The sequence below is a fragment of the Nonomuraea sp. WAC 01424 genome (assembly GCF_003947315.1).
Lineage (GTDB): Bacteria > Actinomycetota > Actinomycetes > Streptosporangiales > Streptosporangiaceae > Nonomuraea > Nonomuraea spiralis.
Window position 1 is genome coordinate 1 of record NZ_QHHZ01000077.1, and the last position, 645, is coordinate 645.

At 71.3% G+C, this 645-nt stretch carries 1 protein-coding gene; it reads left to right on the forward strand.

Annotation, left to right across the window (positions count from 1 at the left end):
* On the forward strand, window positions 1-506 hold a 506-nt coding region (locus DMB42_RS52800), incomplete at its 5' end, for an AMP-binding protein (RefSeq protein WP_221762773.1).
* Between the last annotated feature and the right edge of the window lie 139 nt (window positions 507-645).

The following is a 645-nucleotide window of genomic DNA, read 5'->3' on the forward strand; positions in this document are numbered from 1 at the left end:
TCCTCGAACGTCCATCCCGCTGGCTGCGCGCGCTCTCGGCGAGCCCCGGCGCGATCAGCGCGGCACCCAATTTCGCCTACGCCTACAGCGCTTCCCGTGTGACCGAGGCTGAGAAGAGCTACCTCGAACTGAGCCGGGTCATCTCGCTGATCAATGGCAGCGAGCCGGTCCTCCCGTCGACGATCGCGAAGTTCCACGGCGCTTTCGAGGAATGCGGGCTGCGCCCGGAGGTGCACCGGTCGTCCTACGGGCTGGCCGAGGCCACCGTGCTCGTGTCCGTCACCGAGGCGGGCAAGGCGCCGCGAGAGGTCGCCTTCGACCGCGATCAGCTCGCCGCCGGCCTGGCGACGCCAGCGCTTCCCGGCGCGGCGGCCACCACGCTCGTCTCGTGCGGATTCCCGGTGGGGCAACGGGTCCGGATCGCCGATCCGGTCACCGGCGCGCTGGTCGAACCCGGCAGGGTGGGGGAGATCCAGGTCAACGGGCCGAACGTCGGAGTGGGGTAGTGGGGACGGCCCGCCGCGGACGGTGTCTTCGGCCTGCCGCCGATCGACCCGGAGTCCGGCGCGGGCTGGCTCGCGACCGGGGACCTCGGCGTGCGCTACGACGGCGAACTGTTCATGACCGGCAGGCTCAAGGATCTCG